We start from the raw sequence: 24861 nt of genomic DNA on the forward strand, positions 1-24861 counted from the left end.
GAATTCATGGATGTCTTTTGACTCGGCGACCATTTTAGGGGGTGATACGCCCAAGGGCCACCAGTAGCGCCGCTATCAATGCAAAACGGGCAGCCCGCAGGGGCTGCCCGTTTCATAAGCCTGACGGAAAGGCGAATTCCGCGTTACGAAAGACGCTTTTCTTAACGACGCAGGCCGAGCTTCTTGATCAGCGCCTGGTAGCGCTCGAAGTCCTTGCCCTTGAGGTAATCCAGCAGCTTGCGGCGCTGGTTGACCATGCGGATCAGACCACGACGGGAGTGGTGATCCTGCTTGTGATCCTTGAAATGGCCCTGCAGGCCATCGATGTTGGCGCTCAGCAGCGCCACCTGGACTTCCGGAGAACCGGTGTCGTTTTCGCCTTGACCGAACTCCTTGACGATTTCGGCCTTCTTTTCAGCAGTTAGTGCCATGGAACTCTCCAGTCAGCAATATGCCTGTGTGATGAATGTCGGAGACCACGCATATTTGCAGTCTCCCGGATGATCGCCGGCGTTCATCCGGCGAATGCGCCGAGTCGACGCTGGCAACCTGGCCCGGCTGACGCGCAACCGCTCAGCCCGGCACCAGTGCCGAAGTGTCGACCAGACGCCGGGGGGCGATTTCCCCCGGCGCGGTCGACTCGACTAGTCCCAGAAAGGACTCGCCGCGATACAGTCTTGCCGTCGCCCCCGGTGCCAGCGCCAGCGCGGCATCGGGAACCGACGCCCGCTGTCCCTGCAGCAGGCGATCGGCGACCGGCGCCTCCACCGCGAGCGAGGGCAGATGCCCGAGCAGCACGTCGATCGGCATCAACTGCCCCAGGCGTTCGTCGTCGCTCATTGCCTCGAGGGCCTCGAGCGAAAGCCGCTTCTCGCTGTCGAACGGCCCGGTTTCCAGGCGTTCGAGCGCGGTGATATGGGCACCAAGGCCCAGCGCCGCGCCGATATCCTCGGCCAGGGTGCGAATGTAAGTGCCTTTGCTGCAGCGTACCTGCAGCCAGAAACCGTCGCGCTCCCAGCCGAGCGGCCGCATATCATACACCGTCACGCACCGCGCCGCACGCGCTATCGTCTTGCCCTCGCGGGCGAGTTCGTAGAGCTTGCGCCCCTGGTGCTTGAGCGCCGAATACATTGGCGGTATCTGCTCGATCTCGCCGCGGAAGCGCTCGAGAATCGTTTCAACGGCGCTTCGATCGAGCGTATCGGGTAACGCCTGGCGCTCGACGACGACTCCCTCGGCATCACCGGTGTCGGTCGTCTCGCCCAGTTTGACCCGGGTACGGTAGACCTTGTCGGCATCGAGCAGGTGTGCGGAAAACTTGGTCGCTTCGCCGAAACAGACCGGCAATAGACCTGTCGCCATCGGATCCAGCGTGCCGGTATGTCCCGCCTTGCGCGCCTGGAACAGGCGCCGGACACGCTGCAGGGCGTGATTGCTCGACATGCCCTTGGGCTTGTCGAGCAGTAGCACGCCATCGATGGGAAGCCCCTTGCGACGACGCGCCATCAGCGGGACTCCTCGTCTCCTCGTGCCGAGGCGTCGTCATCGTTCTGTTGGGAGTCGTCGTGCTGGGAATCGTCCTGACGACGATCACTGGCAACGGCTTCGTCGATCAGCGCCGATAGCTGGTGCCCGCGCACGACGCTCTCGTCGTAGTGGAATCGCAGCTCCGGCACGTGGCGCAGCTTGATACGACGCGCAACCTGCGAACGCAGAAAACCCGACGCACGCTTGAGCACGGCCAGGTTCTCCTTGATTCGCTCGGGGGCGTTTTCGCCCAGCAACGTGACATAGATATCAGCGTAGCCCAGATCTCGACTGACCTTGGCCGAGCTGACCGTGACCATCCCCAGCCGCGGATCCTTGATCTCGCGCTGGATCAGCACGGCCAGCTCCTGCTGTAGCTGGTCGGCGACCCGATCGGTTCGTTTGAATTCACGCATCGTTGCCTCTCGAGAACCCGCAGGCGCCTATTTCGTAAAAAACCTAGGCACCCGCAGGATCCTGTCACTTACAGGGTACGCTCGACCTTGACCTGATCGAAGACCTCGATCTTGTCGCCGATCTGGACGTCATTGTAGTTCTTGACGCCGATACCGCACTCCATGCCGTTGCGCACTTCGTTGACGTCATCCTTGAAGCGGCGCAGGGATTCCAGCTCGCCTTCGTAGATGACCACGTTATCACGCAGGACGCGGATCTTCTTGTTGCGGTGAACGGAGCCCTCGACCACCATGCAGCCGGCCACGGCACCGATCTTGGGCGCGCGGAAGACGTCGCGAACCTCGGCGATGCCGACGATCTCTTCCTTCCACTCCGGCGCCAGCATGCCGCTCATGGCCTGCTTGACTTCGTCGATCAGCTGGTAGATGACGCTGTAATAGCGCAGATCCAGCCCTTCACGTTCGACGATCTCCCGTGCGGAAGCATCGGCACGCACGTTGAAGCCGACCAGGATCGCCTCACTGGCCAATGCCAGGTTGGCGTCGGTACCGGTGATGCCACCGACCCCGGAGGAGACGACCGCCACCTGAACTTCGTCGGTGGAAAGCTCTTCCAGTGCGCCGCGGATCGCTTCGAGCGAACCCTGCACGTCGGCCTTGAGCACGATGTTGACCTTGGCCACCTCGTCCTGGCCCATCTGGCTGAACATGTTCTCCAGCTTGGCCTTCTGCTGGCGTGCCAGACGCACTTCGCGGTACTTGCCCTGACGGAAGTTGGCGATCTCGCGCGCCTTCTTCTCGTCGGCCAGGACCATGAACTCCTCGCCCGCTTCCGGCGTGCCGTCGAGCCCCTGGATCTCCACCGGCATCGCCGGACCGGCTTCCTCGACCTGCTGGCCGAGTTCGTTGATCAGCGCCCGCACGCGGCCGTAGTGCAGACCGGCCAGCACGATGTCGCCACGCTTGAGCGTACCGTTCTGGACCAGCACGGTAGCGACGGGACCACGCCCCTTGTCGAGGCGCGATTCGACCACCACGCCCTTGCCGGGCGCTTCCGGTACCGCCTTGAGTTCGAGCACTTCGGAGACCAGCAGCACCGCTTCGAGCAGCTGATCGATGCCTTCACCGGTCTTCGCCGATACGGGCACGAACTGAGTATCGCCGCCCCACTCCTCGGAGATGACACCGTGCTGGGACAGCTCGTTGCGGATGCGGTCGAGATCCGCGCCTTCCTTGTCGATCTTGTTGATCGCGACCACCAGCGGCACGTTTGCCGCCTTGGCGTGCTCGATCGCCTCGACCGTCTGCGGCATCACGCCGTCGTCGGCAGCGACCACCAGAATGACCACGTCGGTGGCCTGGGCACCGCGTGCGCGCATCGCGGTAAAGGCAGCGTGTCCGGGCGTATCCAGGAAGGTGACACCACCGTGTTCGCCCTCGACGTGATAGGCGCCGATATGCTGGGTAATCCCGCCGGCCTCACCGGTCGCGACCTTGGTGCGACGAATGAAGTCGAGCAGCGAGGTCTTGCCGTGGTCGACGTGACCCATGACGGTGACCACCGGCGAGCGGGTGATTTCGTCGCCCTCGTAGGAGATGCCCTCGAGCACTTCGGTCTCGAGCGCGTCCTCCTTGACCAGCTTCGGCTTGTGGCCCATCTCCTCGACCACGATCGCGGCGGTATCCTGATCGATGGTCTGGTTGATGGTCACCGCCGCGCCCATGCTGAACATGGCCTTGATCACTTCGTTGGCCTTGATCGACATCTTGTCGGCCAGCTCGGCAACGCTGATCGATTCCGGGATCGCCACTTCGCGCACGATCGGCTGCGTCGGCTTCTGGAAGCCGTGCTCGTTGTCGCGGCCGCGACGACTGCCGCGACGCTCGGAGCGCTTGACCTTCTTGGCTCCGCCGCCGCGACGACGTTCGCCGCGCTCGTCGTCGTCCCGACGGCCACGGCGCCCCTGATCGCGCTCCTTGTCCTTCTTCGGATGCGCGCGACGGTTCTCGGTGCGCGGTTCCTTGGGCGGCGCCTCGACGAACGGCTCGCTGCTGGAGGTCGGCTCTTCGTCCTCGACCTGCGGCTCGCTGGGAATATTGTCTCCCGGGGCCTCGGGGTCGGGAGCCGGCGCGGCCGCCTTGTCGGAGCTCTCCTGGCCGGCAGTCGGCTCTTGGGTCTCCGCGCTTGCCGCTGCTGCCGCTTCGGCGCTCGCCTGCTGTTCGGCCTGCTGTGCCTGATCGGCCATATCGCCGACCAACTGACGCGGACCGGTCTCCTCGGCTGGCACCTCCTCGGCCGGTTCGGCATCGCGCTTGACGTAGGTACGCTTCTTGCGGACCTGGACCTCGATGGTCTTGCCGCGACCATCGCCGGAGCGAATCCGGCTACGGGTATTGCGCGTCAGCGTAATGCGGTTACGCGGACCGCGGCCGCCACCGTGACTCTTGGTCAGGTGATCGAGCAGGCGCTGCTTGTCTTCTTCGGAGACTGCGTCGCTCTCCTTCTGATGCGGTAGACCCGCATCCTTCATCTGTTCAAGCAGGCGGGACACATCGCGTCCCACCTTGCCGGCAAACTCTTTTACGGTCATGTCTGACATTACGACCCTCCTGAACCCGTGACCACGTTACTCTTCGCTCTGAAACCAAGGCGCACGGGCAGTCATGATCAGTGCCGCTGCGCGCTCCTCGTCCACGTCGTCGATATCCTTCAGATCCTCGATGGACTGTTCTGCGAGGTCCTCCATGGTGACGATGCCACGGCTGGCAAGAATGAAAGCCAGGTGGCGGTCCATGCCGTCCATCGTGAGAAGGTCTTCGGCGGGCTGAGCGCCATCAAGTGCCTCTTCCGAGGCGATAGCCAGGTTGAGCAGCTCATCCTTGGCTCTTGCGCGCAATTCCTCGACCAGATCCTCATCGAACTCTTCAATCTCGAGCATCTCCTCGAGCGGCACGTAGGCCAGCTCTTCAATCGTCGTGAACCCTTCCTCGACCAGGATGCGGGCGACATCTTCGTCGATCTCGAGATGGTTGATGAAATATTCGATCAGGCTGTCGACTTCCTGCTCGCGTTTGCCCTCGGCCTCATCTTCGGTCATGACGTTGAGCGTCCAACCGGTCAGCTCGCTGGCGAGTCTGACGTTCTGGCCGCTACGACCGATGGCCTGAGCGAGGTTGTCCTCGGCGACGGCCACGTCCATCGAGTGGGCGTCTTCGTCGACGAGAATGGAGGCGACTTCCGCCGGCGCCATGGCATTGATCACCAACTGCGCGGGGTTGTCGTCCCATAGAATGATGTCCACGCGCTCGTTGCGCAGCTCGTTGGACACCGCTTGCACGCGCGAACCGCGCATGCCGACACAGGCACCGACCGGGTCGATGCGCTTATCGTTGGTCTTGACCGCGATCTTGGCACGCGCGCCCGGATCGCGGGCCGCCCCCTTGATCTCGATCAGCTGCTCGGCGATTTCCGGGACTTCGATCTTGAACAGTTCGACCAGCATGCCCGGCTTGGTCCGCGACAGGATCAACTGAGAACCACGGGCTTCCGGATCGACCTTCCATAACAGTGCGCGCACGCGCTCGTTCATGCGGTAGCGCTCGCCGGGGATCATTTCACTCCGCGGCAGGAAGCCTTCGGCGTTCTCGCCGAGATCGATGATCAGGCCATCGCGTGTCGTTTTCTTGACGATACCCGCCACCAGCTCGCCTTCACGCTCGGTATACTGCTTGACGATCTGGGCACGCTCGGCCTCGCGCACCTTCTGCACGATCACCTGCTTGGCGGTCTGCGCGGCGATGCGTCCGAACGCCACCGACTCGATCTGCTCCTCGACGACATCCCCGAGCGCCAGCGGCGGATCGCGCTGCTCGGCCTCCGACAGCGGAATCTCGCGATCTTCGCTGACGAACTCCTCGTCCTCGACCACCACCCAGCGGCGGAAGGTGTCGTACTCGCCGGTACGGCGATCGATCTGGACACGGACGCTGACGTCCTTGCCCTCGAAGCGCTTGCGGGACGCGCTGGCCAACGCCGCCTCGACGGCTTCGAAAATCACGTCTCGGGGCACGCTCTTCTCGTTGGAGATGGCGTCAACGACCAGCAGTATCTCTTTGCTCATGCCTATGCCTCGCCGAAAAATCGGTTCTTTGTCATCGAATAGCAGGTGACCGAAATCAGTCGTCGAATTGTGGAACGACGCGAGCCTGGTCGATGCTCTCTATGGGAAAGCAGTACTCTTCCGAGTCGATGTGAAGCAGCACCTCATCGCCGTCGATGCCTGCCAGACGCCCCTGGAACTTGCGCCGCCCATCGAACGCGGTGCGCAGCTTGAGTTGCACCACGTGGCCACGAAAACGGGAAAAGTGGTCCAGCGTGTAGAGCGGACGATCGAGCCCCGGAGAAGAGACTTCCAAATTGTAGTTACCTGAAATCGGGTCCTCGACGTCAAGTACGCCACTGACCTGGCGACTGACGTCGGCACAATCGTCCACCGAGATCCCGTTGGGGCTGTCGATGTAGATCATCAGCTTGGAGTGCTTGCCCTGAGCCAGATATTCGAGGCCCCACAACTCGAAGCCCATGGCGCTGACCACAGGCTCGATGATCGCATATAGTGCTGCGTCTTTGGTGACCACAAACGATTCCTACAGCAGTTGCATCAGGCACCTGGCCGGGAGTTGAGAGAAATGCAAGTGCTAGGTGGCTGACCGGCGTTGGCGTCAGCAGGCTATTTCAACGACATAGCTGCTAACAAAAAGCCCCTTCTCAGGAAGGGGCCTTTCAAAAAACTTGGTAGCGGGGGCCGGATTTGAACCGACGACCTTCGGGTTATGAGCCCGACGAGCTACCAGACTGCTCCACCCCGCAACATCAGGTTGGCGATTATAGAAACGGCCTCGAGATGGGTCAAGGAAGGCCGTCATATCGCCCTATCCAGTATCGTTCAGCGGCCCTGGCCGGATCGGCCGACAGACTTGACGATGGTGCCGAAGGCGGGACTTGAACCCGCACGACCGTAAGGTCACTACCCCCTCAAGATAGCGTGTCTACCAATTCCACCACTTCGGCATCGGGGGAAGTGTCGCACCGAAGCGCCGACACCCACTCGCCACCGCTCATATCAGCGACAACGAGTTTTCCTTTTTCACTCAAGGATTTGGCGATTCCTGATCGCCGCCTTCCTCGAGTGCTGGCGCAGCATTATTCCCGCTTTGATCGCCGTCGTCAAGCGTCGGCGCACTATTGTGCTGCTGCTCGATCACCTGGGCGTCGGGAATGCCGCTCTGTGGCGCGCTACCGGCGTTGGCCGCGAAGTAGGCCAACGCCAGCGAAGTCACGAAGAACAGCGCCGCCAGGCCGCCGGTCAGCTTGGACAGAAAGCCACCGCTGCCCCGCGAGCCGAACACGGTCTGCGAAGATCCCCCACCGAACGCCGCGCCGGCCTCGGCACCCTTGCCCTGCTGCAGCAGGACCAGCACCACCAGCGCAATGGCGAGTGCCACGTGAATCATCAAAACTGCTATCTGCATGAAATCAACCTGCTGACTGACAAATCGCTATGAAATCGTCGACCTTGAGCGACGCACCGCCGATCAGGCCGCCGTCGATATCTTCCTGCGCGAGCAGTTCGTCGGCATTGCTCGCGTTCATGCTGCCGCCATAGAGCAGACGCAAACCTTCGGCAAGCTCGCGGTCGAAGCCGGCCTGGTAACGCCGAATCGCCGCCATCACCTGCTGCGCCTGTTCCGGCGTCGCCGTGCGCCCGGTACCGATGGCCCATACCGGCTCGTAGGCGATCGTGACCTGACGTCGCTGTTCCGGCTCCAGGCGCGCCATGACGTAACCCACCTGGCGCAATACCACATCTTCGGTATGGCCGGCGTCGCGCTCTTCAAGCGTCTCGCCGACGCACAGAATCGGCTTGATGCCGACACTCAGTGCCGCGATCAAACGATCGTAGACCTGCTCGTCGTTCTCGCGATAGAGCTGGCGCCGCTCGGAGTGGCCTACCAGCACGTATTCGACGCCGAACTCCCTGAGCATCTGCCCGCTGACTTCACCGGTGCGGGCACCGGAATGCAGCGGATTGAGCGTCTGCGCACCCAGACCGAGAGGCGTGTTCGCGAACGCGCGCCGTGCGGCATCGAGATAAGGAAACGGGGGGTGGATCAGTACTTCGAGAGACGACGGCAGATCGACCTCGGCGAATGCCCGACCAAACGTCTCGACCAGTTCCGCCGAGCCGTTCATCTTCCAGTTACCCGCGATCAGCGGCTTGCGCATGCTACCTCCCGTCGATGGTGCGACATGGTATAAGAGCCTTGACAGCAAGACAACAAGTGCTGTCACATCAAATGATCAGGTTCTCGACACTATCGGCGATTCGCTGGGCCATGGCCTGGACATCGAAATGGGGTCGTCCCTCGACCATCACCCGGATCAGCGGTTCGGTGCCGGAGGGGCGCAACAGCACCCTGCCGCTCCCGCCAAGCTCGTTCTCGACCGCGGCCACGGTATGGCGCAACGCATCACTTTCCAAAAGCGTCTGGGTGTCGAAGCCGCTCGGCAAACGCACGTTGATCAACGCCTGCGGGGCCTTCTCGAAATCTTCAAGCAACTGCTCGAGCGGCGCGCCCTCGTGCACCATGACCGCCAATACCTGCAGTGCCGAGACGATGCCGTCACCGGTGGTCTGGACGTGGCGACAGACGACATGGCCGGAGGATTCGCCCCCGAGCAGCCAGTCGTTGGCCAACAGCCGTTCGGTGACGTAGCGGTCGCCCACCTTGGCGCGTTCGAACGGAATGCCCTGTTTTTCAAATGCTGCGGCCAGGCCGAAGTTGCTCATCAAGGTGCCGACCACGCCACCGTTGAGCTTGCCTCGGCCGTGCAGATCGCGAGCGATGATGTAGAGAATCTCGTCGCCATCCACCAGTTCGCCGCGGCGATCGATCAGCAACACCCGATCGCCATCGCCGTCGAAGGCGATACCGAGATCCGCTCGACCTGCCAGCACGGCTTCCCGCAGCCGTTCGGGATGCGTCGAGCCGACGCCGCTGTTGATATTGAGCCCGTCCGGTTCGGCGCCGATCACGCTGACATCGGCACCCAGTTCGCGGAAGACGTTGGGCGCGATGTGGTAGGTCGCGCCGTGGGCGCAGTCGAGCACGATACGCAGCCCGTGCAGCCCCAGCCGGTTATGCACCGTGGACTTGCAGAACTCAATGTAGCGCCCGGCGGCATCGTTGATACGCACCGCTCGGCCCAGTTGATTGGGTGTCATGGTTTCGAGCGGTTTGTCGAGCTCAGCCTCGATCTCGCTCTCCACCTCGTCGGCAAGCTTGAGCCCCTCCGCCGAGAAGAACTTGATGCCGTTGTCTTGGTAAGGATTATGCGAGGCGGAAATGACGACGCCGGCATCGGCCCGGAAAGTCCGGGTCAGGTAGGCGATCCCCGGCGTCGGCATCGGCCCCAACAGCGACACATCCGCGCCGGCGGCCGAAAGCCCCGCTTCCAGCGCCGATTCGAACATGTAGCCGGAAATTCGCGTGTCCTTACCGATGACCACCTTGGGCCGCGGCGACTGCGTCGATTTCTGGCGGCTCTGCTGACCGGTCAGCTTGCGCGCCAGTACACGCCCCATCGCCCAGCCCAGCTTGAGCATGAAATCGGCAGTGATGGGAGGCTCGCCAACCGCCCCGCGGATGCCGTCGGTGCCGAAATAACGTCTATTCATGATCGCTCCGCTCCTGAAGCACGGCCCAGGCCATATCGATCGCATCCAGCGTCGGCGCCACGTCGTGCACTCTGACTATTCTAGCGCCGCGCTCGACCGCCATCACCGTCAATGCCAGCCCTCCTGGCAGACGCTCGTCGACCGCGCGCCCCAACGTCCGGCCGATCATGCTCTTGCGCGACATGCCCACCAATAGCGGCAGGCCCAGCGCATCGAGGCTCTCCATTCGGTGGAGCAAGCGCAGATTGTGCGCGAGCGTCTTGGCAAAGCCGAAGCCGGGGTCGATCAGCAACCGCTCCCGAGCGATACCGGCCGCCTCGTAGACGGCGATACGTTGGCGCAGAAAGTCAGCCACGGCATCCTCGATCGGACGATCGTAATGGGGCGCCTGCTGCATCGTTTGCGGCTCGCCGAGCATGTGCATCAGACACACCGGCAGATCGATGCCCGCCGCCGCCTCGAGCGCCCCCGGGCGTGACAGAGAACGCACATCGTTGATCAGGCCGGCGCCGGCGGCAGCGGCCTCGCTCATCAACTCGGGGGAGCTGGTATCGACCGACACCAGCGCGTCGAACTCCTCCACCAGCGTCTCGACCACGGGCAGCACGCGCTCACGCTCGGCGTCGAGCGAGACGGCATCGGCCCCCGGCCGGGTCGATTCGCCACCAACGTCGATGATTGCCGCGCCTTCCCGCAACAAGCGCTCGGCATGGCGACGGGCGTCATCGAGGCGATTGTGACGCCCGCCGTCGGAGAACGAGTCCGGCGTGACGTTGAGAATCCCCATGACGCGCGGACGAGAGAGATCGAGGAAGTGTTTACCGCAGTGCAGCACCACGTCAGCAGATGTCGATTCAGCACCGATGGCTATCGATTCGCTCATAAGGCCTTAGGCTCGAAAAAGGTCAACTCTAAGCAGCACTCGAATTCGGCGCAACCAGACCGCGACGCCAAGTTCCGCCCAAACGCGACAGGGCGCCGATGATGGCGCCCTGTCGGGGGAATGGCTAGGGCCTGTTCACATTATTCACGCGGCCACGCGGCTCGCGGCGCATAGGGTAAACAGGCCTCGACTCAGGGTCCGGCAGGACCGCCCAACGGATCGGAGGGACGTCTACCACCCGGCTCGTCGCCGGTGGCACCGTCCTCGCCCGGCTGTGGCTCGCGGCCTCCGACCGGATGGCCGTTGCCCGTGGTTGGGCCGTTGTCGTCCCAATCCTTCGGCGGACGCGGCTTGCGCCCTTGCATGATGTCCTTGAGCTGATCGGCATCGATGGTTTCGTACTGCATCAACGCCTCGGCCATCAGATCGAGCTTGTCGCGATTCTCCTCGAGGATCTTGCGTGCCATCGCATAGCACTCGTCGATGATGCGACGCACTTCCTTGTCGAGACGGGTCGATGTCTCGCCGGAGGTCAACTTGCCACCGCCCTGGCCCGGACCGCCGAGGAACTGGTGCGACTCGTCCTCGTCGTACATCAACGGCCCCATCTCTTCCGAGAGGCCCCACTTGGCGACCATGCTATGGGCCAATTCGGTAGCGCGTTTGATGTCGTTCGATGCCCCGGTGGTGACGCCGTTCGGCCCCAGCGTCATCTCCTCGGCGATACGCCCGCCGAACAAAGAACAGATCTGGCTGATGATCTGTTGACGCGAGAAGCTGTAGCGATCCTCTTCCGGCAGGAACATAGTCACACCGAGCGCCCGGCCGCGCGGGATGATGGTGACCTTGTAGACCGGGTCGTGCTCCGGCATCAGCAGGCCGATGATGGCGTGGCCCGATTCATGATAGGCGGTATTGAGCTTCTCCTTCTCGGACATCACCATCGAGCGCCGCTCGGCACCCATCATGATCTTGTCCTTGGCCAGCTCCAGCTCCTCCATGCCCACGGTGCGGCGGTTGCGCCGCGCCGCGAACAGCGCCGCCTCGTTGACCAGGTTGGCCAGATCGGCACCGGAGAAGCCCGGCGTACCGCGCGCGATGATGCTCGCCTGGACGCCATCGGCCATCGGCACCTTGCGCAGATGGACGTTGAGAATATGCTCGCGACCACGAATATCGGGCAGCGGCACGGTCACCTGGCGGTCGAAGCGGCCCGGACGCAGCAGCGCCGGATCGAGCACGTCGGGGCGGTTGGTGGCGGCAATGACGATGATGCCGTCGTTGGCCTCGAAGCCGTCCATTTCGACCAGCAGCTGGTTCAATGTCTGCTCGCGCTCGTCGTGACCGCCGCCCATGCCGGAGCCGCGGTGGCGGCCCACGGCGTCGATCTCGTCGATGAAGATGATGCACGGCGCCTGCTTCTTGGCCTGCTCGAACATGTCGCGCACGCGGGAAGCGCCCACGCCGACGAACATCTCGACGAAGTCGGAACCGGAAATGCTGAAGAACGGCACTTTCGCCTCGCCGGCGATCGCCTTGGCCAGCAGCGTCTTACCGGTGCCCGGCGGCCCCACCATCAGCACGCCGCGCGGAATCTGGCCGCCCAGGCGCTGGAACTTGGAGGGATCCTTGAGGAAGTCGACCAGCTCGACGACCTCTTCCTTGGCTTCGTCGCAACCGGCGACATCCGCGAACGTCGTCTTGATTTGATCCTGGCTGAGCAGCTTGGCCTTGGACTTGCCGAAGCTCATCGGCCCGCCACGTCCACTACCGCCACCCTGCATCTGGCGCATGAAGAAGATGAAGATCGCCAGGATCAGCAGAATCGGGAAGCTGGCGATCAGCAAGCGCGTCCACAGGCTCTGCTCTTCCGGCTTCTGGCCCACGACGGTAACGTCGTGCGACAGCAGGTCGTCCATCAGCTTGGGATCCTGGGCGGCCGGACGGATCGTCTGGAACTGAGTGCCATCGTTGCGCTCGCCATTGATGGTGTAGCCATCGATGGTCACGCTGCGCACCTGGTCGTTCTGGACCTGCTGCACGAACTGCGAATAGCTCATCGTCTGCGGCGAGCTATCGACACTGAAATTGTTGAACACCGTCAGCAGCACGGCTGCGATGACCAACCAGAGAATTAGGTTCTTCGCCATGTCGTTCAAGACATCACCCTCGTAGTACGAATCTTGCTGCCAGCGCTTGCCATGGTTGCGACCTTACCTCAGATGGGGGCATGGGACCATGCTTGCAAGCCTAGCCGTGAAATCCCTGGGCCAGCAGGTAGACCTCGCGGGAACGAGCCCGGGACGCCTCCGGCTTGCGCGTGACCACCTTGCGAAAGCTGCCGCGCAGATCGCGCAGGTAGTCGTCGAATCCTTCGCCCTGAAACACCTTGGCCAGGAAATTGCCATCGGGCGAGAGTGTCTGGCGGGCCAGGTCGAGCGCCAGCTCGACCAGGTACATCGCCTGTGGCTGGTCGATCGCCGCCATGCCACTCATGTTGGACGCCATGTCGGACATCACCAGATCGACCGGCCGCTCGCCGAGTTCGGCCAGGATCGCCTCGAGCACGCTCTCTTCAGTGAAGTCGCCCTGGATGAAGCTGACCCCGGCCAGCGCATCCATCTCCAGGATGTCGGAAGCAATCACCAAGCCGTCGCTGCCCACTTTCTCGGCCGCGATCTGGCTCCAGCCGCCCGGCGCAGCGCCCAGATCGATCACCGCCATGCCCGGACGCAGCAACTTATCGCGTTCGTCGAGTTCGAGCAGCTTGTAACTCGCTCGCGAACGGTAACCATCCTTCCACGACTGCTGTACGTAACGGTCGTCGAAATGCTCCTTCAGCCAGCCAGCGCTGCTTTTGCTCTGCCGCGTCGCGGAACCGGGCTTGTCGAAAGAGGAGCGCGCCACAAGAATCACCTGACAGAGTAGTAAACGAGGTAGTGTCGAAGAAGATGGGTCGTGGAAGACCGTTAACGCAAATTGAAAGGAATCAGGAAGGTTGGTCCCTGCCGGCCTCAGGCTGCTTCACTCGCGTGGAGCACGCTCTGCCTTTCCTGTCGCTGTCGAAACCCGTACCATAGCGCGTTTCGACAGTGCGGTGGTGAGACCGATTGCAGCACCGCTGTATTATTATCCGCGAAATCCAACGGTCAGGTTACCATGAGCTTGTCATCGGCACAAAAGAAAGCCTTCCGCAGCATCGGCCATCATCTGCAGCCGATCGTCACCGTCAGCGAGAACGGCCTGAGCGAAGGCGCATTGCAGGAGCTTGAACGCGCCCTGCGCGATCATGAGCTGATCAAGGTCAAGCTGGCGCTCCCCGAGCGCGACGACCGGCGCGCCATGATCGAGGAGCTGATCCAGCTCAGCGGTGCCGAACTGGTCCAGACCCTGGGCAAGGTGGCACTACTCTATCGCCACAACCCCAAGGCCAACCCGAAACTCTCCAACATTCAGCGCGCCGAGGATCATCACGGCCGGCACTGAGCGGCCGCTCAGAGCTGTAAGCTGTAAGCCATAAGCGGTAAGTCAAAACCAATTCACCCCCAGGGCAGAACCCTGGGGGTGATTTTCTTACAGCTTAAAGCTTATGGCTTACAGCTGACCGAAGGTCAGAGGTGCTCGACACCCGATATCTCATACTCCACGTCGCCACCCGGCGTGCGCACGTTGACCACGTCCCCTTCCTGCTTGCCGATCAGGGCCCGGGCGATCGGCGAAGTCACCGAAATCTTGCCCGCCTTGATGTCGGCTTCGTCCTCGCCGACGATCTGATAACGCACCTCATCGTCGGTTTCGAGATTGAGCAGCTCGACGGTGACGCCGAAGATGACCTTGCCGGTCTTCGGCATCTTGGTCACATCGATGATCTGGGCAGTCGACAGCTTGCTTTCGATCTCCTGGATCCGCCCCTCGATGAAGCCCTGCTGCTCGCGCGCGGCGTGATACTCGGCGTTCTCCTTGAGGTCGCCGTGCTCGCGCGCCTCGGCGATCGCGCTGATCACCTTGGGCCGCTCGACGCTCTTGAGCTGGTCCAGCTCCTCACGCAAACGCTGTTCCCCGTTGACGGTCATCGGGACCTTATTCATGGACTGCTCCTGCATGCTGTTCTTGTAGCCGCCGCACGGTGATCTCGTTACCGTACTCCAGCGCCATACAGACGGCCTTGGCACCTGCCAGTGTCGTGGCATAGGGCACCTTGCGCGCCAGCGCGGTACGCCGGATGACGGAGGAGTCGTTGATCGCCTGCCGGCCTTCCGTGGTATTCACGATATAGGCGATCTCGTCGTTCTTGAGCAGATCGACGATATGCGGACGGCCTTCATAAACCTTGTTGACGACGACAACCGACAGACCGGCCTCTTCCAGAGCCCTGGCCGTGCCGCGTGTTGCCACTAAACTGAAACCTAAGGCTAGCAGAGATTGGGCCACCTCGATAACACCCCGTTTGTCGGGGTCGCGCACCGAGAGGAACGCCTTGCGCTCGCCGGAGAGCGTCGGGATCGCCTCGCCGGCGCCCAGCTGCGCCTTGTAGAACGCCTCGGCAAAGGTCGCGCCGCTGCCCATCACTTCACCGGTCGACTTCATTTCCGGCGACAGGATCGGATCGACGCCGGGGAACTTGTTGAACGGGAAGACGGCTTCCTTGACGCTGTAGTAGCCTGGGATGATCTCGCGGGTGAAGTTCTGCTCCGCCAGCGTCTTGCCGGCCATGCAGCGCGCCGCCACCTGTGCCAGCGAGGTGCCGATGCACTTGGAGACGAACGGCACCGTACGCGAGGCGCGCGGGTTGACCTCGATGATGTAGATCTCGCCATCCTGCCAGGCGAGCTGCACGTTCATCAGGCCGACCACGTTGAGTTCGACCGCCATGCGCTTGACCTGCTCGCGCATCTCGTCCTGCACTTCTGGGGGCAGCGAGTACGGCGGCAGCGAACAGGCGGAATCACCGGAGTGCACCCCGGCCTGCTCAATGTGCTGCATGATGCCGCCGATCACTACCTGTTCACCGTCGGAGACGGCGTCGATGTCGATCTCGATCGCCGCATTGAGGAAGTGATCCAGCAGCACCGGCGAGTCGTTGGAGACCTTGACCGCGTGGGTCATGTAGCGCTCCAGCTCCTCGGCACTGTAGACGATCTCCATGGCGCGACCACCCAGCACGTAGCTCGGCCGCACCACCAGCGGGTAGCCGATCTTCTCGGCCTTGGCGAAGGCATCCTCGAAGCTGCGCGCGGTCGCGTTGGGCGGCTGCTTGAGGCCCAGCTTGTCGATCATCTGCTGGAAGCGTTCGCGATCCTCGGCGCGGTCGATGGCGTCCGGCGTGGTGCCGATGATCGGCACGCCGGCGGCCTCGAGCGCCCGCGCCAGCTTCAGCGGCGTCTGGCCGCCGAACTGCACGATCACCCCGACCGGCTTCTCCTTGTCGGCAATCTCGAGCACGTCCTCCAGCGTCACCGGCTCGAAGTAGAGACGGTCGCTGGTGTCGTAGTCGGTGGAGACGGTCTCCGGGTTGCAGTTGACCATGATGGTCTCGTAACCATCCTCGCGCATCGCCAACGCCGCGTGCACGCAGCAGTAGTCGAACTCGATGCCCTGGCCGATGCGGTTGGGACCGCCGCCCAGCACCATGATCTTCTGGCGCTCGCTGACGTCGGCCTCGCACTCCTCCTCGTAGGTGGAGTACATGTAGGCGGTGCTGGAAGCGAACTCGGCGGCACAGGTGTCGACGCGCTTGTAGACCGGGCGAATGCCGAGCTGCTGGCGACGCTGCCGGAACTCGCCTTCGGAGACCCCCAGCAGCCTGGCCAGGCGCGCGTCACTGAAGCCCTTGCGCTTGAGCCGGTACAGCTCATCGGCGCTGAAATCATGGAGCGCCCGGGTAGCGACCGCCGCTTCGGTCCGGACCAGATCCTCGAGCTGGACCAGGAACCAACGGTCGATGTTGGTCAGCGCGAAGATCTCGTCGATGCTCATGCCGGCACGCATGGCGTCGGCGATGTAGAAGATCCGGTCGGCGCCGGCGGCCTGCAGTTCGCCCTTGATCAGCGCCATGTTGTCGGCGCCGAAGTCGGTCACTTTCGGGTCGAGGCCGTCGACGCCGATTTCCAGGCCGCGCAGCGCCTTGTGCATCGATTCCTGGAAGGTGCGGCCGATCGCCATCACCTCGCCGACCGACTTCATCTGTGTGGTCAGGCGGTCGTTGGCCTGGGGGAATTTCTCGAAGGTGAAGCGCGGGATCTTGGTGACGACGTAGTCGATCGACGGCTCGAACGAAGCCGGGGTGGCGCCACCGGTGATGTCGTTCTGCAACTCGTCGAGGGTATAACCCACCGCCAGCTTGGCGGCGATCTTGGCGATCGGGAAACCGGTCGCCTTGGAGGCCAGCGCCGAAGAGCGCGACACCCGCGGATTCATTTCGATCACGACCATGCGCCCGGTATCGGGATCGACGCCGAACTGGACGTTGGAACCGCCGGTCTCGACGCCGATCTCGCGCAGCACCGCCAGCGATGCATTACGCATCAGCTGATACTCCTTGTCGGTCAGCGTCTGGGCCGGCGCGACGGTGATCGAGTCGCCGGTGTGCACGCCCATCGGGTCGAAGTTCTCGATCGCGCAGACGATGATGCAGTTGTCGTTCCTGTCGCGAACGACCTCCATCTCGTACTCCTTCCAACCGAGCAGGGACTCGTCGATCAGCAGCTCATGGTTGTTGGAGAGTTCGAAGCCGCGGGTGCAGATCTCCTCGAACTCTTCCTTGTTGTAGGCCACACCGCCGCCGGAACCGCCCATGGTATAAGAGGGGCGGATGATCACCGGGAATCCGAGCGAGGCCTGGATTTGCCACGCCTCGTCCATGGTATGGGCCACCTCGGCTTTGGGACACTCGAGACCGATGTTCTTCATCGCCTTGTCGAACAGGTCGCGGTCTTCGGCCTTGTTGATGGCATCGGCGTTGGCACCGATCATCTCCACGCCGTATCTGTCGAGTACGCCATGCTTGTCGAGGTCCAGTGCACAGTTGAGCGCGGTCTGGCCACCCATGGTGGGCAGGATCGCCGACGGGCGCTCACGCTCGATGATCTTCTCCACCGCCTGCCAGGTGATCGGCTCGATGTAGGTGGCATCGGCCATCACCGGGTCGGTCATGATGGTCGCCGGGTTGGAGTTGACCAGAATGACGCGATAACCCTCTTCACGCAGTGCCTTGCAGGCCTGGGCCCCGGAGTAGTCGAATTCGCACGCCTGCCCGATGACGATGGGGCCGGCGCCGATGATCAGAATGCTGTCGAGATCCGTACGTTTTGGCATGCGCTAACACTCGTCGAAAAAGTTGGTGTCGGCGGCTCGCGCCGACCCGGAAAGACTGGATTGCAAACGGCTCAGGCCGCGTCCCGCTGATGGCTTATGCCACCTGCCGCTGATGGCTCCGCATCATCGCCACGAAGCGGTCGAACAGCGGCGACACGTCGCGCGGCCCCGGGCTCGCTTCGGGATGGCCCTGGAAGCTGAATGCCGGGCGGTCCGTCAGCTCGATGCCTTGCAAGGTGCCATCGAACAGCGAGCGATGAATGGCGCGCACGTTGGCCGGCAGGCTGGTCTCGTCGACCGCGAAGCCGTGGTTCTGACTGGTGATCATCACGTGCCCGCTATCGAGATCCTGCACCGGATGGTTGGCGCCGTGATGGCCATGGTTCATCTTCACCGTCCTGGCGCCGGCGGCCAGCGCCAGCAGCTGATGGCCGAGGCAGATACCGAACACCGGAATGCCGGTCTCGAGAATCTCGCGAATCGCCGCGATCGCGTAGTCGCAAGGCTCGGGGTCGCCCGGGCCATTGGCCAGGAACACGCCGTCCGGATTCATCGCCAGCACCTCGCTGGCCGGGGTCTCGGCCGGCACCACGGTCAGACGACAGCCGCGGGAAGCGAGCAGGCGCAAAATGTTGTGCTTGACCCCGTAATCGTAGGCGACCACGTGATAGGAATACTCGTCGCTGGCGGTGTCGGTATAGCCCTGGCCCAGCACCCACTCTCCCTGCGACCACTCGTAGGTCGACTCACAGGAGACCACCTTGGCCAGATCCATGCCCTTGAGCCCCGGAAATTCGCGTGCCGCGGCCAGTGCTCGCTCGACCGCGTCGTCGCCCTGGGCGGCATCGCCGGCCAGGATGGCGCCGTCCAGCGAACCCTTGCTGCGCAGGATACGGGTCAGGCGGCGGGTATCGATATCGGCGATACCGATCACGTTCTGCGCCGCCAGATATTCGGAAAGCGAAACCGTGCTGCGGAAGTTGCTGGCGATCAACGGCAGATCGCGAATGACCAGACCGGCCGCGCAGATGCGCGTCGATTCGACGTCCTCGGCATTGATGCCGGTATTGCCGATGTGCGGATAGGTCAGCGTGACGATCTGGCGGGTGTAGGAAGGGTCGGTGAGGATTTCCTGATAACCGGTCATGGCGGTATTGAAAACCACCTCCCCGCTGGTTTGCCCATCGGCGCCGATGGCAATACCATGAAACACACTACCGTCTTCGAGAGCCAGTATTGCGGGTCTGTTCAAGGCAACATCCTCCTAAACTGGTCACCACATATCATCGGGGCAAGGCTTGAACCCCACAACTTACTGCCGATTCGGCGGCCCGCCGCCAGGTCGTAAAAAAGCGGGACGAAATCCGGAAAAACCGATTTCATCCCGCTTATTGTCCTGATTGCTGCATCGCCTGCGACTATTCTCTCTTGCCTATGACGGTCGGCCCGGCCAAATTGGACGGATGATACCGAAAAATGGCGCCAATCTCCAGTATCGATCGCCAATCGATCCGCCTCCGCGGTCAATCCTTCAGGCCGAGCACATCCTGCATGTCATAGCGTCCGGCGCTACGACCATCCAGCCATAGCGCCGCGCGCACGGCACCGTTGCCGAAGGTCAGACGACTGGAGGCCTTGTGGGTGATTTCGATGCGTTCGCCCTCGGCGGCGAACAGCACCGTGTGCTCGCCGACGATGTCGCCGCCGCGCACCGTGGCGAAGCCGATCTCCCTGGGGTCGCGCGGGCCGACCTGGCCGACGCGCTGGAACACGCCATGTGTCTTGAGGTCGCGGCCGAGCGGCTCGGCTACCGCTTCGCCCAGCATCAGGGCGGTACCCGAAGGCGCATCGACCTTGTGGCGGTGATGGGCCTCGATCACTTCGATGTCGTAGCCGGCATCGCCCAGCGCGCGTGCCGCCGTCTTGAGCAGGTTCACCGTCAGATTGATGCCGGTACTCATGTTGGCCGAAAACACCATCGGCACCCGCTCGGCATGAGCGTCGAGCGCCTCGAGCTGGGCGTCGTCGAGCCCGGTGGTGCCGATCACGATCGCCTTGCCGTTGTCGGCGCACCACGCCAGGTTGGCGAGTGTCAGTTCGGGGTTCGAAAAGTCGATCAGCACGTCGAAGTCGTCGCGCACCTCGTCGAGCGAGCCACGCAGTGCTACGCCGAGCTTGCCCAGGCCGGCCATTTCGCCGGCATCGCTACCGATCAGCGAACTGTCGGGACGCACGATCGCCGCCCCCAGCTCGGCGGCCTCGTCCTTGTGCGTCGCCTCGAGCAAAATCCGGCCCATGCGCCCGGCAGCGCCCATGATGGCTATCCGCGTCATGCATCCCCCTGAGTCGATTCCGGTTGGCGTGGCAGCGCCACGCGAGTGACATCTTCGGCGGCCAGTATATCAGGGGAAACATCGCTGCCACTGCACATCGCTACCGCTGATGCCGCTACACTAGGGAGCATCTGATTAACGTCATGAGCGCAGGCAAGACAAGGCAAAATCAACGAAACAGCGGAGTTTACGGGGTGTAAATGAGCATGTTGAGTTGATTTTTAACGCCGTATTGCCCAGCGGAATAGTTAACCAGAGGTTTCCTAGACAGCGTCGTCCTGCCGCCGGGGAGTTCATGTCAATGCCCGTCTCGTCCGCCTATCTGACAGGCCTGTTCGCCAGCCTGCTCCTCGCCGGCTGCAGCGCCACGCCCCAACGCACCACGCTGGCGCCGGCAGACCTGCTGTCGAGCACGCCCGAGGTCGACTGGTGCGGCACGCTGGCGCTACCGGCGAAATGGCAGGACGGCACCCCGGTGGGCGGACTCTCCGACCTGGGCTGGGACGCGGACGAATCGATGCTGTTCCTGATCTCCGACCGCGGCTGGCTGCATCGCGCCCGCCTGACCTTCAGCGGCAGCGGTGAACTGCGCGACTATGTCCCACTGGACACCTACCCGCTACGTGGCGAGGACGGCGCGATTCTCGCAAGCGCCAGCAGCGATGCCGAAGCGCTGACCCTTGAAAATGCCGCAGACGGCGAGCACGGCAACACGCAACTGGTGATCGGCTTCGAGGGCGACGCCCGCTGGCAGCGCTTCCTGCCCTCCGGCATCGCCAGCGAAGCTCCGCATCGCCCACCGGCACTGGCGGACGTCGATCACAACGGCGGCCTGGAAGCGTTGACCGAGCTGCCAGGGCGCGGTCTGATCGGCGGCATCGAAGCGCCGCCCGCCGGCTGGCCCGACAAGATCACCCGGCTGTTCACCCTCGACGGCCAACATGAATGGCGTTATCCGCTGGCGGACGATGCCAACAGTGCGCTCACCGCGCTGGAAGTGCTGGACGGTGACTTGCTGGCACTCGAGCGCGCCTACACCCCACCGGCCTCGATCGTGATCCGGCTGCGGCGCGCCCACCTCGCAGACGATGGTAGCGTCAGCGTCAGCGAACTGGCACGACTCTCCAACAGTGACGGCTGGTCAGTGGACAACTTCGAAGGCCTGACCCGCATCGACGAGCACCGCTATCTGATGGTCAGCGATGACAACTTCAGCCTCATGCAGCGCACCCTGCTGAGCTGTTTCGAAGTGAAGCAGTAGAGTCATACCGGCCAGTCATACCGGCCAAGAATGAATCCGACGACGACCTGCCGTGCATCGACGCCCGATACCCCACGGCGGCGGGTATCTCGTCCACGGCGATCGCCGGCGCCAATTATGAACGACGAAGCATAATTATTTTCGCTAGTTGCCTTGCGACGCTGCAATCCTGTTTCCTCCTCGTTGGCGCAACGACACCGACAATAAGAACGCAAATTCATAGCTAACAACCTCCAGGTCAACATAGTACGCGCCGATATCCATTCGGCATCACTGGAAACGATAACGACACGACACCAGCGAGGGGTTCGGAATGAATGGGATCGATCAGGCCGTCCTGGAAAGCGATGGCGGCAACCCTGCGGGATTCTTCTCCCGCGAGAGAACGATAGCGGGACCTAACTTCAATCGCTGGACGGTTCCTACGGCTGCCCTGGCGATTCACCTGTGTATCGGCATGGCCTACGGATTTTCGGTGTTCTGGCTGCCGATGACCAACATCCTGGCGAACACCGACCCGGCCATGTGCGGTGATATCGGATTTCTCCAGGCACTGACCACCACCTCCTGCAACTGGACGGTGCCGCAGGTCACTCATATCTTCGAAACCTTCATCGCCATGCTGGGGATCTCGGCGGCGCTATGGGGTGGCTGGCTGGAGCATGCCGGTCCACGCAAGGCGGGATGTATCGCCGCGCTGTGCTGGGGCGGCGGCTTGATCGTCGGCGGCATCGGCGTGATGGTGCATCAGCTGTGGCTGGTCTATCTGGGCTGCGGCATTCTCGGCGGCATCGGCCAGGGTCTGGGTTACATCACGCCGGTCTCGACGCTGATCAAGTGGTTCCCCGACCGGCGTGGCATGGCAACCGGTTTCGCCATCATGGGCTATGGCGGCGGCGCCATGGTCGGCGCGCCACTGGCCGTGCTGCTGATGGGCCATTTCAGCGGCTCCGGCGGCACCGGCGTCGCCATGACCCTGATCGTGCTGGGCGCGATCTATATGGTGGTCATGGCCTCCGGCGCCATCGGTTTCCGTGTTCCTCCCAACGGCTGGAAACCGGAAGGCTGGACGCCGCCCGAGGAAGATCACGGCAGCGGCATGATCACCCGTCGCCACGTCCACCTCGACCGTGCGTGGAAGACCAAGCAGTTCTGGCTGATCTGGGGCGTGCTGTTCCTCAACGTGACCGCCGGTATCGCGGTCATCTCGATGGCCAGCCCGATGCTGCAGGATGTCTTCGGCGGCGCACTGGTGGGCATTCAGGACACGGCCGCGGGACTGACGGATGCGCAGAAAGCCGCCGTCGTGGCCGCCGCCGCCGGGCTGGTGGGGCTGATCAGCCTGTTCAACAGTCTGGGGCGCCTGTTCTGGGCCTCGCTGTCCGACAAGATCGGGCGCAAGAATACCTACCATACCTTCTTCGCCCTCGGCATCGTCGTCTACTGCCTGTTGCCGACCTGGGGCCATCTAGGCATGGCCGGCATGTTCGTGATCTCGATCTGCATCATCCTCAGCATGTATGGCGGCGGCTTCGCCACCGTGCCGGCGTATTTGGCGGACATCTTCGGCACCCAGATGGTCGGGGCCATCCATGGCCGCCTGCTGACCGCCTGGTCGGCCGCCGGAATCGTCGGGCCGCTGGTGATCGCCGCCCTGCGCGAGGCCCAGCTCAATGCCGGGCTCGAGCCCAGCCAGGTCTACGACCGCACGTTGTACATCATGGCCGGACTACTGGCCCTCGGCCTGATCTGCAACCTGCTGGTGCGTCCGGTCAAGGAAGAGCATCACATGAGCGATGCCGAGCTTCAGCATGAACGCTCGTTGCAGCATGACGACACGATCTCCGGCAATGCGGAAAGCGCAGCGCGAGGCAAGTTCGGCATGGGCGGCGTCCTGGCCTGGCTCGGCGTGGGCATTCCGTTTTTGATCGGACTGTATATCGCACTAGCCAAGGCGGCAGCACTATTTTGAGACAGACCCGAGAATGACGACCGCCCTGTTCCTAGAGCCTGTTCACGATCTAGCGAGCTAGGATCAAACTAGGCGAAAACGACTAAGGAAAGGACCGGGCTCGCGTACGAGTTTACAGGGGGTAAATGAGTATTCCGAAGTCGTTTGCAACGACGTTTGGCCGACGCGCAGCCGATTGTTAACAGGCTCTGAGTCCCGCGACCGGGCGGCATTCGAACCACCCGGTCAGTCCACCCGATCGCTGGCCAGCAATTGGGCGAAGGTGCATACCTCACCGCAACGATCCGGCGCGTAGCCGGGTAGCTTGTCGATCTGCTCGAGAAAGACCGGCGCCTTCATCAATTCCAGCAACTGCTTCATGTTGCGCTGGTCCAGCCTGTCCTTGTGACAGATCAGCAGATAATGCTCGGTGGCCAGGTCAATGAAATCGAGCCCGAACTGTCGCGCCGCCGCTTCCACGCCAAAACCGGCATCGGCCATGCCGGCGGCTACGTAGGCGGCCACCGCGGTGTGGGTGAACTCTTCCCGGTCGGCGCCCCGGATGTCGTCCGGGGCCACGCCCTGCTCGTCCAGCAGCATGTTGAACAGAATGCGCGTGCCGGAATGCCGGTCGCGGTTGATGAAGCGAATTTCCGGCCGCAGCAGATCCGCCAGCCCGGTCACCACCGCCCGGCTTTCGGCGCGGATGATCAGGCCCTGCTCACGGGTCACGAAACGGATCACCCGCAGATCATCCAGGTCGAGGCGATCCCGGTACAGCGCCATTATCTGGTCCGCCAGGCGCGGGCAGGCGGGAAAATGAAAGCTGGCCAGATCGGATTCGCCCCGTGCCAGAATGCTCAGCGCATTGGCGGGATTGGTGTACTGCAGATCCAGTTCCACCCAGTCGGAAAACTCCGGCAACAGCGCCACCGCGTAGCCGTGACTGGCATACAGCCGCAGCACCGGATGTTCGCCGGCCAGCAGTTGCTGGAGCTGGGTATTCAACTCCGAGGCCATGCTGTCGAGCTGCGGGCCCAGTCGCGCCTTCACACGCTGATCCGACCACAACAGTTTCTCGCCCAGCGGGGACAACCACGTACCGTGCCCCTTGCGCATATCCACCAATGGCAAACCGAAAAAGGCCTCACCCTGGTTCAGCAGGTTCCATGCATGGCGATAGGAAACGCCGACTTCCTGGGCGGCTCGGGTGAGTCTACCGGTCTCTCGCAAGCTGCTTAATAACCGAAAAAGCACCGGATTGAGCAGCTCGCCATCGTCGCTGCGGAATATCCACGCCGGGGAGATATTCAACTTTTTCCTAAGCATTTTCGTTCATATTTTTTGCGCCCCATGGGAGTGCTAATTTGGCGATTAGCGGGACCTCAACTTAAAGCAGTTAAGAATAACGATTCCTATAAGACGATTGGCTGAGTG

20 protein-coding genes and 2 tRNA genes are annotated in these 24861 nt (G+C 62.7%); 3 read left to right on the forward strand and 19 right to left on the reverse strand.

Translation table 11 applies throughout. The annotated features are described in order from the left end of the window. Positions 1 to 161: 161 nt before the first annotated feature. The 14 genes from rpsO to rlmE form a co-directional block, all read right to left on the reverse strand. Positions 162 to 431 carry a 30S ribosomal protein S15 gene (rpsO, locus tag DOM57_RS03225; RefSeq protein WP_110647799.1) on the reverse strand — a complete coding sequence of 90 codons (270 nt, stop codon included), beginning with the start codon at positions 429 to 431 and terminating at the stop codon, positions 162 to 164. 142 nt (positions 432 to 573) lie between these two features. Then, complete coding sequence (truB, locus tag DOM57_RS03230; protein WP_110647800.1) at positions 574 to 1506, reverse strand: tRNA pseudouridine(55) synthase TruB; 933 nt, start codon at positions 1504 to 1506, stop codon at positions 574 to 576. Next, entirely contained in the window at positions 1506 to 1943 is a 438-nt protein-coding gene (gene rbfA / locus DOM57_RS03235) for a 30S ribosome-binding factor RbfA (protein WP_110647801.1), read from the reverse strand. The genes truB and rbfA overlap by 1 nt, the downstream gene beginning before the upstream one ends. 68 nt (positions 1944 to 2011) lie before the next feature. Then, positions 2012 to 4543, reverse strand: a complete 2532-nt coding sequence (gene infB / locus DOM57_RS03240) for a translation initiation factor IF-2 (RefSeq protein WP_110647802.1) — start codon at positions 4541 to 4543, stop codon at positions 2012 to 2014. A gap of 27 nt (positions 4544 to 4570) precedes the next feature. After that, a complete protein-coding gene (nusA, locus tag DOM57_RS03245; protein ID WP_110647803.1) occupies positions 4571 to 6064 on the reverse strand; it encodes a transcription termination factor NusA in 1494 nt (497 codons plus the stop codon). Positions 6065 to 6119: 55 nt separating this feature from the next. After that, complete coding sequence (gene rimP, locus DOM57_RS03250; RefSeq protein ID WP_110647804.1) at positions 6120 to 6581, reverse strand: ribosome maturation factor RimP; 462 nt, start codon at positions 6579 to 6581, stop codon at positions 6120 to 6122. 155 nt (positions 6582 to 6736) lie between these two features. Beyond that, positions 6737 to 6813, reverse strand: a tRNA-Met gene (locus tag DOM57_RS03255). A 114-nt stretch (positions 6814 to 6927) separates the two neighbouring features. Beyond that, positions 6928 to 7014 (reverse strand) — tRNA-Leu (locus DOM57_RS03260). A gap of 80 nt (positions 7015 to 7094) precedes the next feature. Then, positions 7095 to 7475 (reverse strand): preprotein translocase subunit SecG, encoded by a 381-nt coding sequence (gene secG, locus DOM57_RS03265; RefSeq protein ID WP_110647805.1) that lies wholly within the window; start codon positions 7473 to 7475, stop codon positions 7095 to 7097. 4 nt (positions 7476 to 7479) lie between these two features. Next, positions 7480 to 8229 (reverse strand): triose-phosphate isomerase, encoded by a 750-nt coding sequence (gene tpiA / locus DOM57_RS03270; RefSeq protein WP_110647806.1) that lies wholly within the window; start codon positions 8227 to 8229, stop codon positions 7480 to 7482. Positions 8230 to 8296: 67 nt separating this feature from the next. Continuing rightward, positions 8297 to 9682, reverse strand: coding sequence for a phosphoglucosamine mutase (gene glmM, locus DOM57_RS03275; RefSeq protein WP_110647807.1), 1386 nt, complete (start codon positions 9680 to 9682; stop codon positions 8297 to 8299). After that, on the reverse strand, positions 9675 to 10565 hold the full coding sequence (gene folP / locus DOM57_RS03280) for a dihydropteroate synthase (protein ID WP_239496105.1): 891 nt from the start codon (positions 10563 to 10565) through the stop codon (positions 9675 to 9677). Before folP ends, glmM begins: the two co-directional genes overlap by 8 nt. A 191-nt stretch (positions 10566 to 10756) precedes the next feature. Further along, entirely contained in the window at positions 10757 to 12724 is a 1968-nt protein-coding gene (ftsH, locus tag DOM57_RS03285) for an ATP-dependent zinc metalloprotease FtsH (RefSeq protein ID WP_110647809.1), read from the reverse strand. A 91-nt stretch (positions 12725 to 12815) separates the two neighbouring features. Further along, entirely contained in the window at positions 12816 to 13472 is a 657-nt protein-coding gene (gene rlmE, locus DOM57_RS03290) for a 23S rRNA (uridine(2552)-2'-O)-methyltransferase RlmE (protein ID WP_110647810.1), read from the reverse strand. A gap of 252 nt (positions 13473 to 13724) precedes the next feature. Between rlmE and yhbY the strand changes: the two genes are divergently transcribed. Continuing rightward, the gene (gene yhbY / locus DOM57_RS03295) at positions 13725 to 14051 is read left to right on the forward strand and encodes a ribosome assembly RNA-binding protein YhbY (protein ID WP_110647811.1); all 327 of its coding nucleotides are present in this window, start codon (positions 13725 to 13727) and stop codon (positions 14049 to 14051) included. Positions 14052 to 14176: 125 nt separating this feature from the next. Here the strand turns inward: yhbY and greA are convergent, their stop codons facing one another. From greA to dapB, 4 genes are all read right to left on the reverse strand, one after another. Next, positions 14177 to 14653, reverse strand: coding sequence for a transcription elongation factor GreA (greA, locus tag DOM57_RS03300; RefSeq protein WP_110647812.1), 477 nt, complete (start codon positions 14651 to 14653; stop codon positions 14177 to 14179). After that, positions 14646 to 17879, reverse strand: coding sequence for a carbamoyl-phosphate synthase large subunit (gene carB / locus DOM57_RS03305; RefSeq protein WP_110647813.1), 3234 nt, complete (start codon positions 17877 to 17879; stop codon positions 14646 to 14648). Before carB ends, greA begins: the two co-directional genes overlap by 8 nt. A gap of 94 nt (positions 17880 to 17973) precedes the next feature. Beyond that, the gene (carA, locus tag DOM57_RS03310; protein WP_110647814.1) at positions 17974 to 19131 is read right to left on the reverse strand and encodes a glutamine-hydrolyzing carbamoyl-phosphate synthase small subunit; all 1158 of its coding nucleotides are present in this window, start codon (positions 19129 to 19131) and stop codon (positions 17974 to 17976) included. A gap of 271 nt (positions 19132 to 19402) precedes the next feature. Continuing rightward, on the reverse strand, positions 19403 to 20212 hold the full coding sequence (gene dapB, locus DOM57_RS03315; protein WP_110647815.1) for a 4-hydroxy-tetrahydrodipicolinate reductase: 810 nt from the start codon (positions 20210 to 20212) through the stop codon (positions 19403 to 19405). Between the two features lie 301 nt (positions 20213 to 20513). On the opposite strand from dapB, the gene DOM57_RS03320 reads away from it, so the two are divergent. Continuing rightward, the gene (locus tag DOM57_RS03320) at positions 20514 to 21473 is read left to right on the forward strand and encodes an esterase-like activity of phytase family protein (protein WP_162619435.1); all 960 of its coding nucleotides are present in this window, start codon (positions 20514 to 20516) and stop codon (positions 21471 to 21473) included. Between the two features lie 313 nt (positions 21474 to 21786). Next, positions 21787 to 23445, forward strand: a complete 1659-nt coding sequence (locus DOM57_RS03325) for an OFA family MFS transporter (protein ID WP_110647817.1) — start codon at positions 21787 to 21789, stop codon at positions 23443 to 23445. Positions 23446 to 23670: 225 nt separating this feature from the next. Here the strand turns inward: DOM57_RS03325 and DOM57_RS03330 are convergent, their stop codons facing one another. Continuing rightward, positions 23671 to 24738, reverse strand: a complete 1068-nt coding sequence (locus DOM57_RS03330; RefSeq protein ID WP_338056453.1) for a substrate-binding domain-containing protein — start codon at positions 24736 to 24738, stop codon at positions 23671 to 23673. Positions 24739 to 24861: the final 123 nt, after the last annotated feature.

It is taken from the genome of Salinicola peritrichatus (genome assembly GCF_003206715.1).
Classification (GTDB): Bacteria; Pseudomonadota; Gammaproteobacteria; order Pseudomonadales; family Halomonadaceae; genus Salinicola; species Salinicola peritrichatus.

Coding starts and splice junctions, on each gene's coding strand:
- rpsO (WP_110647799.1), bottom strand. CDS start 431: ATGGCACTAACTGCTGAAAAGAAGGCCGAAATCGTCAAGGAGTTCGGT.
- truB (WP_110647800.1), bottom strand. CDS start 1,506: ATGGCGCGTCGTCGCAAGGGGCTTCCCATCGATGGCGTGCTACTGCTC.
- rbfA (WP_110647801.1), bottom strand. CDS start 1,943: ATGCGTGAATTCAAACGAACCGATCGGGTCGCCGACCAGCTACAGCAG.
- infB (WP_110647802.1), bottom strand. CDS start 4,543: ATGTCAGACATGACCGTAAAAGAGTTTGCCGGCAAGGTGGGACGCGAT.
- nusA (WP_110647803.1), bottom strand. CDS start 6,064: ATGAGCAAAGAGATACTGCTGGTCGTTGACGCCATCTCCAACGAGAAG.
- secG (WP_110647805.1), bottom strand. CDS start 7,475: ATGCAGATAGCAGTTTTGATGATTCACGTGGCACTCGCCATTGCGCTG.
- tpiA (WP_110647806.1), bottom strand. CDS start 8,229: ATGCGCAAGCCGCTGATCGCGGGTAACTGGAAGATGAACGGCTCGGCG.
- glmM (WP_110647807.1), bottom strand. CDS start 9,682: ATGAATAGACGTTATTTCGGCACCGACGGCATCCGCGGGGCGGTTGGC.
- folP (WP_239496105.1), bottom strand. CDS start 10,565: ATGAGCGAATCGATAGCCATCGGTGCTGAATCGACATCTGCTGACGTG.
- yhbY (WP_110647811.1), top strand. CDS start 13,725: ATGAGCTTGTCATCGGCACAAAAGAAAGCCTTCCGCAGCATCGGCCAT.
- greA (WP_110647812.1), bottom strand. CDS start 14,653: ATGAATAAGGTCCCGATGACCGTCAACGGGGAACAGCGTTTGCGTGAG.
- carB (WP_110647813.1), bottom strand. CDS start 17,879: ATGCCAAAACGTACGGATCTCGACAGCATTCTGATCATCGGCGCCGGC.
- dapB (WP_110647815.1), bottom strand. CDS start 20,212: ATGACGCGGATAGCCATCATGGGCGCTGCCGGGCGCATGGGCCGGATT.
- DOM57_RS03320 (WP_162619435.1), top strand. CDS start 20,514: ATGCCCGTCTCGTCCGCCTATCTGACAGGCCTGTTCGCCAGCCTGCTC.
- DOM57_RS03325 (WP_110647817.1), top strand. CDS start 21,787: ATGAATGGGATCGATCAGGCCGTCCTGGAAAGCGATGGCGGCAACCCT.